Origin of the sequence: Achromobacter sp. 2789STDY5608615, assembly GCF_001298995.1 — a bacterium.
Taxonomy (GTDB): Bacteria; Pseudomonadota; Gammaproteobacteria; order Burkholderiales; family Burkholderiaceae_B; genus Achromobacter; species Achromobacter insuavis.
In genome coordinates, this window is record NZ_CYTY01000030.1 from 79,865 (window position 1) to 87,584 (window position 7,720).

The window sequence follows — 7,720 nt, forward strand, 5'->3', positions numbered from 1 at the left end:
CCCGGAATCGTCACCAGTTCCTTGTACTTGCTGTACAGCCCGCCGGCCTGCGCCGACAGCGTCCAGTCGAGGAAGCGCTTGGCGTCCGCGGGATTCTTGGCGGTCTTCATCAGGCCCGAGGCTTCCAGCTCGTAGCCCACCCATTTCGACGGGATCACCATCTTCACCGGAAAGCCTTCCTCGATCGATTGCATCGCCGGGAACGCGAACGACACGCCGATCGCATACTCGCCGGCGCGCGCCATCTTGCAGGGGCGCGACCCCGACGGTGTGTACTGCGCCACGTTCTTGTCCAGGTCCTTGAGCAGCGCCCAGCCTTTCTCGGCGCCCAGGCCCTGCAGCAGCGCGACGATCTGCAGATAACCGGTGCCGGATGCGGCCGGGCTGGGGATGACGATCTCGCCCTTGTAGACCGGCTTGGCCAGATCCTCCCAGGAGGTCGGCATCGGCAGGTTCTTGGATTTGAGCCGGTCGGTGTTGACACAGAACGCGGCCACGTAGCCGGTGGCGGCGAACCACTTGTTGTCGGCGGCCTTGTATTGCGCCGGCAGCGCGTCGATGCCCTTGGCCGCATACGGCTCCAGCAGCTTCTGCAGGCGCGGGTCCAGCATGTTGCTGACGGCGAAGCCCCAGATCACGTCCTGCTGCGGATTGCCGGCCTCGGCGATCAGGCGCGCGCCCAGGTCGCCGGTGGACAGGCGCAGCACGTTCACCTTCACATCCGGCAGGGCGGCGTTGGCGGCCTTCAGGTAGGCCGCGATCTCGTCTTCCTCCAGCGCGGTGTAGACGGTGATGGCGCCGGCGTGGACGGCCTGGGCAAAACCTAGGGAAATTACTGCAACCACAAGACCAAGCTTCTTCTTACATTGCATGATGGAACTCCGGAAAGGAATACACGGCAACGGCGATGAGCTGCTTTTCTGCGGACGGCGGGGCGGTAAGGTTGCGCGAGGAAACGTTGCGTTTCCCGGGTTGCGTTTTTAGGTATATTTGCAAATTTGTGGCAACGTGTCTAGACTGGAAAAACCCGAATCGCATGGGTATTTCCGCGCCGCGCCACGCCTCGGAGCTCGTCATGCAAACTTCGCCGCCGCTTAATGCGCAGCAATTGGCCGCGTTTTCCTCGTTCGCCCAGACGCTGGCGGACCAGGTCCGGCCCTTGTCGCGCCAGTGGTTCCGCCACCCCCTGACGGTGGAGACCAAAGCGGATGAAAGTCCCGTCACCCGTGCCGACCGCGAGGTCGAGGAAGCGCTGCGCGCGGCCATCGCCCGCGAGTATCCGGATCACGGCATCTTCGGCGAGGAATACGGCGCCAGCCATGCGGAGGCCGAGTGGGTGTGGTCGCTCGATCCCATCGACGGCACCCGCGCCTTCATCTCCGGCAATCCCCTGTGGGGCACGCTGCTGGGCCTGCTGCACCGCGGCCGCCCGGTGCTGGGCCTGATCGACATTCCCATGATGGCCGAACGCTGGCTGGGCGTTGCCGGTTCGCCCGCGCGCCTGAATGGCGAACCCTGCCGCGCGCGCCAGTGCACCGGACTGGACCAGGCGATTCTCTACGCCACCTCGCCCGACATCTTCCAAGGCGCCGACCTGGACGCGTTCGAGGCGCTGGCGCGCTCGGTGCGCATGCGCCGCTATGGCGGCGATTGCTACAGCTATGGCCTGCTGGCCAGCGGCCATGTCGACCTGGTGGTCGAGGCCGGCCTGCAGCCGTATGACTATCTGGCGCTGATGCCCGTGATCGAAGGCGCGGGCGGCGTCATTACCGATTGGTCGGGGCAGCCGTTAGGCCTCGCGTCGCAGGGCCGCGTGATCGCGGCCGCCACGCCGCAGCTGCATCGCGAGGCGATGCGGATGCTGGGGGCGGCCGTGACCTGAAACACCGCGCCCCGCGACCCCGCACGTCAACGCAACGCTTCAGCCACGACAAGGTGAACGAGCCATGCATGCACTAGGGGTAGCAACGGTGGAAGACGCGGAGCGGCTGGTCCAGGCCAGCACGCTCTCGCATATCAAGATCGGCCTGTCCGACGTCGATGGCGTCATGCTGGGCAAGTATGTCAGGCGCGACAAATTCCTGGCCGCGCTGCGCGGCGGGCTGGCGTTCTGCGACGTGGTGTTCGGCTGGGACCTGGACGACCAGCTCTACGACAACACCAAGTACACCGGCTGGCATACGGCCTATCCCGATGCCAAGCTGCGCATCGTGCCCAGCACCTGCCGCCGGTTGCCGCTGGGGCAGGGGCCCGGCGGCGAGGACATGCTGCTGTTCCTGGCCGAGTTCGAAGGCCCCGCGGCCGACATCTGCCCGCGCCGCCTGCTGCACCGCACGCTGGACCGCGCCGCCGGCATGGGCTTCGAGGTCTACGCCGCGCTCGAATACGAGTTCTTCATGTTCCGCGAGACGCCGCACTCGGTGCGCGCCAAGCACTACCGCGACATGGAGAACTGGACCCCCGGCAACTTCGGCTACTCGGTGCTGCGCAGCACGGTGCAGGGCGATTTCTACCGCAAGCTGCTCGACATGTGCGAGCGCATGGACATGCCGATCGAGGGCCTGCATACCGAGACCGGTCCCGGCGTGCTGGAGGCGGCCATCGCGGTCGACCAGGCCGCCGCCGCCGGCGACAAGGCCTTCCTCTTCAAGACCTTCACCAAGGCGCTGGCGCAGCAGAACGGCCTGATGGCCACCTTCATGGCGAAGTGGTCGCACGATCATCCCGGCCAGAGCGGCCACATCCACCTGTCTCTGCGCGACCGCACCAGCGGCCGCTCGGCGTTCTACGACGAGTCGCGCCCGCACGGCATGAGCGCGACGCAGGAAGCCTTCATGGCCGGCGTGCAGCGCTACCTGCCCGAATTCATGGCGCTGTACGCGCAGACCATCAACAGCTATTCGCGCCTGGTGCCGGGCTACTGGGCGCCGCTGGACGCGACCTGGGGCATGGAGAACCGCACCACCGCATTGCGCCTCATCCCGGGCAGCGACAAGTCGCAGCGCGTCGAAGTGCGCATCGGCTCGGCCGACGCCAATCCGTACCTGGCGTTGTCCGCCGCGTTGGCGTCAGGCCTGCACGGCATCGAACAGGGTCTGAGACCCGAGCCGATGGTGCAGGGCAACGCCTACACGCAGCAGTTTCCCGACCACCTGCGCCTGCCCACCACGCTGTGGGAAGCGGCGCAGCGCCTGCGCCAGTCGGAGGCCGCGCGCGAGCTGTTCGGCGCCGCCTTCGTCGAACACTACGCCGCCACGCGCGAATGGGAAGAACGCCAGTTCCGGCGCCACGTCACCGATTGGGAGCTGGCGCGCTACTTCGAGATCATCTGAACACCGCCGCTTCACTCATCCACCACGCAAGCACAGGGTCGCCATGACGCAGGAACTCATCACCATCAGTCCCATCGACGGCCGCGAAGTCGTGCGCCGCCCCTACGCCAGCGAGGCGCAGGTCGCGCAGGCGCTGGCCGACGCGCAGGTCGCGCAGGGCGCGTGGCACGCGCTCGGCATCGAGCAGCGTGGCCGCATCCTGTCCGAGGCCGTGACGCGCTTTGTCGCGGGCAAGGCCGAGATCGCGCGCGCCATCACGATCCAGATGGGCCGTCCCCTGCGCTACACGCCGGGTGAAGTCGATGGCTTCGAAGCGCGCGCGCGCCACATGATCGGCATCGCCGCCGAAGCGCTGGCGCCGGTCCACGTGCCGGAGATCGCGGGCTTCACGCGCTTCATCAGCCGCGAGCCGATCGGCGTGGCGCTCACCATCGCGCCGTGGAACTATCCGCTGCTGACGGCGGTGAACAGCATCGTGCCGGCGCTGATGGCCGGCAACACCGTCATCCTCAAGCACTCCGACCAGACGCCGCTGTGCGCCGAGCTCATCGGCCGCGCCTTCAGCGAGGCCGGCGTGCCGCATGGCGTGTTCCAGTACCTGCATGCGAACCATGACATCGCGCAGCGGCTGATCCGCGCGCCCGAGATCGGCTACGTGTCCTTCACCGGTTCGGTGCGCGGCGGCCAGAGCGTGGAGCAGGCCGCGGCCGGCCGCTTCATCGGCGTGGGCCTGGAGCTGGGCGGCAACGACCCCGCCTATGTGCGCGCCGACGCCAACCTGGCGCACGCGGTCGAGACGCTGGTCGACGGCGCCTTCTTCAACTCCGGCCAATCGTGCTGCGGCATCCAGCGCATCTACGTGGCGCGCGCACGCTACCAGGACTTCATCGATCGCGCCGCGGCGCTGACCCGCGAGTACGTGCTGGGCGATCCCTTGCGGCAAGACACCACGCTGGGTCCGGTGGTGCGCACGCGCGCCGCCGACGAGGTGCGCGAGGTCATCGCCGAGGCGGAATCGCGCGGCGCCCGCAACCTGGTCGATGCCGCGCGTTTCGACGCCGCGCGCGCCGGCACGCCGTACGTGGCGCCCGCGCTGCTGACGCAGGTCGACCACCGCATGCGCGTGATGAATGATGAATGCTTCGGCCCCGTGGTTGGCGTGATGCCCGTCGACAGCGATGAAGAGGCCGTGGCCCTGATGAACGACAGCCCCTATGGCCTGACCGCCGCCGTCTTCACGCAGGACGAAGACGCCGCCCTGCATCTCGGCCGCCAGTTGCGCACCGGCACCGTCTTCATGAACCGCTGCGACTACCTCGATCCCGCGCTGGCGTGGACCGGCGTCAAGCAAACCGGCCGCGGCGTTTCGTTGTCGCGCGTCGGCTACGAACAGCTCACCCAAGCCAAATCCTTCCATCTGCGCCGCACCGCCTGAGCGCGCGACCAGGAGCCGACATGACTGTCCCCAGCGTCAACTGGAACTATCCCACCGCCATCAAGGCGGGCCCCGGCCGCATCAAGGAATTGCCCGACTGGTGCCGCGAACTCGGCATGGCGCGGCCCTTGCTGGTCACCGATCCCGGCCTGGCCGCGCTGCCCATGATCGCCGACGCGGTTCGCGGCTGCCGCCAGGCCGGACTCGAATGCGGCCTGTTCCACGAAGTGAAGGGCAACCCCACCGGCCGCAACGTGGACGATGGCGTGGCGCGTTATCGCGAAGGCCGCCACGATGGCGTCATCGCGTTCGGCGGCGGCTCGGCGCTGGACGCGGCCAAGGCCATCGCGCTGATGGCCGGGCAGAAGCGTCCACTGTGGGATTTCGAGGACGTGGGCGACAACTACCTGCGCGTGAACGTCGCCGGCATGGCGCCGGTGGTGGCGGTGCCGACCACCGCGGGCACGGGCTCGGAAGTGGGACGCGCCTCCGTCATCACCGACGAGGCGGCGCAGGTCAAGCGCATCATCTTCCACGCGCGCATGCTGCCCGCCATCGTGATTCTCGACCCCGAACTCACCGTCGGCCTGCCGCCGCGCATCACCGCGGCCACGGGCATGGATGCGCTGTCGCACAACCTCGAAGCCTACTGTTCGCCGTTCTTCCATCCGATGGCCGCCGGCATCGCGCTCGAAGGCATGCGCATCGTCAAGGAATACCTGCCGCAGGCGGTGGCCGATGGCGCGGACCTGCAGGCTCGCCAGCAGATGCTGGTGGCCTCCAGCATGGGCGCCACCGCGTTCCAGCGCGGGCTGGGCGCGATGCACGCGCTGGCGCATCCGCTGGGGGCGCTGTACGACGCGCACCACGGCATGCTCAACGCCATCCTCATGCCCTATGTGCTCAAGGCCAACCAGCACGCGGTCGCGCCGCGGCTGCAGGCGCTGGCGCGCTACCTGGCCTTGCCTGACGACAGCCCCGGCGCCGTGCTCGACTGGGTGCTGGCGCTGCGCGAGACCGTCGGCATCCCGCACACCCTGGCCGACATCGGTATCGATGACGCCGAGGCCGAGCGGGTAGGGCGCATGGCGAGCGAGGATCCGTCGGGCGGCACCAACCCCGTCGCCTACGCGCCGGACCAGTACGCTGAACTTTTTCGTGCAGCCGTTCGCGGAATCTTGTAAGCTTCGCCCCCTCTGCGCGGAAACGCGGCAGGAAGAGCAAAAGATTTGAATATTTTTCGTCCCAGGCGTTTGACAGCGGATTTGAAAGTGTTCATAATCTCAAGTTCTCCGCTGGAGGGGTGCCCGAGTGGTTAAAGGGGGCAGACTGTAAATCTGTTGGCCTTGCGCCTACGTTGGTTCGAATCCAACCTCCTCCACCAGAGACCCAAACCTGAATCCAGGCGATGTTTGCCTGGATTTTAAAATGTAGGCCTAGGGAACTGGGCGGCCTTCGCAACGAAGGCGGTAAGTTCTCCGGGCCTTGATTTTGAAAGTCTGGGAAAAGTAGTGAGGTGGTGAAAGGACAGCCGCGGGTGTAGCTCAATGGTAGAGCAGAAGCCTTCCAAGCTTACGACGAGGGTTCGATTCCCTTCACCCGCTCCAAGCAGTACACATGCCCATGTGGCTCAGTGGTAGAGCACTCCCTTGGTAAGGGAGAGGTCGCGCGTTCGATCCGCGCCATGGGCACCACAAATTCCAAAGTCTTATCTTCAGTCAGCAGCTTCAGTCAAAAGCGCAATCCAGGTCAGGAGTCAGCCATGGCAAAAGGCAAGTTTGAACGTACCAAGCCGCACGTGAACGTGGGTACGATTGGTCACGTTGACCACGGCAAAACGACGTTGACGGCGGCGATCACGACCGTTCTGTCGAGCAAGTTCGGCGGCGAAGCCAAGGGCTACGACCAGATCGACGCGGCTCCTGAAGAAAAGGCACGCGGCATCACGATCAACACGGCCCACGTCGAGTACGAAACGGAATCGCGCCACTACGCGCACGTTGACTGCCCGGGCCACGCTGACTACGTCAAGAACATGATCACGGGCGCCGCCCAGATGGACGGCGCGATCCTGGTCGTGTCGGCCGCTGACGGCCCGATGCCGCAAACGCGCGAACATATCCTGCTGAGCCGCCAGGTTGGCGTGCCGTACATCATCGTCTTCCTGAACAAGGCCGACATGGTTGACGACGCCGAGCTGCTCGAGCTGGTGGAAATGGAAGTTCGCGAACTGCTGAGCAAGTACGACTTCCCGGGCGACGACACCCCGATCGTGAAGGGTTCGGCCAAGCTGGCGCTGGAAGGCGACAAGGGCGAACTGGGCGAGCAAGCGATCCTGTCGCTGGCCCAAGCCCTGGACACCTACATCCCGACGCCCGAGCGTGCCGTTGACGGCGCGTTCCTGATGCCGGTTGAAGACGTGTTCTCGATCTCGGGTCGCGGCACCGTGGTGACCGGCCGTATCGAACGCGGCATCATCAAGGTCGGCGAAGAAATCGAAATCGTCGGTATCGTCCCGACGGTCAAGACGACCTGCACCGGCGTGGAAATGTTCCGCAAGCTGCTGGACCAAGGTCAAGCCGGCGACAACGTGGGCATCCTGCTGCGCGGCACCAAGCGTGAAGACGTCCAGCGCGGCCAGGTTCTGGCCAAGCCGGGCTCGATCACCCCGCACACGGACTTCACGTCCGAGGTGTACATCCTGTCCAAGGAAGAAGGCGGCCGCCACACCCCGTTCTTCAACGGCTATCGTCCCCAGTTCTACTTCCGCACGACGGACGTGACGGGCACGATCGACCTGCCGGCCGACAAGGAAATGGTTCTGCCGGGCGACAACGTGACGATGACCGTCAAGCTGCTGGCCCCGATCGCCATGGAAGAAGGTCTGCGTTTCGCCATCCGTGAAGGCGGTCGTACCGTCGGCGCCGGCGTCGTCGCCAAGATCCTGAAGTAA

General features: G+C 66.1%; 6 protein-coding genes and 3 tRNA genes. 8 read left to right on the forward strand and 1 reads right to left on the reverse strand.

What is annotated here, in order from left to right; genetic code table 11:
- The coding region (locus AOZ49_RS22890) for an ABC transporter substrate-binding protein (protein ID WP_156355726.1) at positions 1-872 on the reverse strand (872 nt) is incomplete at its 3' end.
- A 203-nt stretch (positions 873-1,075) separates the two neighbouring features.
- Between AOZ49_RS22890 and hisN the strand changes: the two genes are divergently transcribed.
- The 8 genes from hisN (at position 1,076) to tuf (ending at position 7,720) form a co-directional block, all read left to right on the forward strand.
- Positions 1,076-1,882 (forward strand): histidinol-phosphatase, encoded by an 807-nt coding sequence (hisN, locus tag AOZ49_RS22895; RefSeq protein WP_054477936.1) that lies wholly within the window; start codon positions 1,076-1,078, stop codon positions 1,880-1,882.
- Positions 1,883-1,946: 64 nt separating this feature from the next.
- A complete protein-coding gene (locus AOZ49_RS22900; protein ID WP_054477919.1) occupies positions 1,947-3,332 on the forward strand; it encodes a glutamine synthetase family protein in 1,386 nt (461 codons plus the stop codon).
- Between the two features lie 43 nt (positions 3,333-3,375).
- On the forward strand, positions 3,376-4,767 hold the full coding sequence (locus AOZ49_RS22905) for an aldehyde dehydrogenase family protein (RefSeq protein ID WP_054477921.1): 1,392 nt from the start codon (positions 3,376-3,378) through the stop codon (positions 4,765-4,767).
- A gap of 20 nt (positions 4,768-4,787) precedes the next feature.
- A complete protein-coding gene (locus AOZ49_RS22910; RefSeq protein WP_054477923.1) occupies positions 4,788-5,951 on the forward strand; it encodes an iron-containing alcohol dehydrogenase in 1,164 nt (387 codons plus the stop codon).
- 113 nt (positions 5,952-6,064) lie between these two features.
- Positions 6,065-6,151 (forward strand) — tRNA-Tyr (locus AOZ49_RS22915).
- Between the two features lie 149 nt (positions 6,152-6,300).
- A tRNA-Gly gene (locus AOZ49_RS22920) sits at positions 6,301-6,374 on the forward strand.
- A 12-nt stretch (positions 6,375-6,386) separates the two neighbouring features.
- A tRNA-Thr gene (locus tag AOZ49_RS22925) sits at positions 6,387-6,461 on the forward strand.
- A gap of 68 nt (positions 6,462-6,529) precedes the next feature.
- Positions 6,530-7,720 carry an elongation factor Tu gene (gene tuf, locus AOZ49_RS22930; RefSeq protein ID WP_054430954.1) on the forward strand — a complete coding sequence of 397 codons (1,191 nt, stop codon included), beginning with the start codon at positions 6,530-6,532 and terminating at the stop codon, positions 7,718-7,720.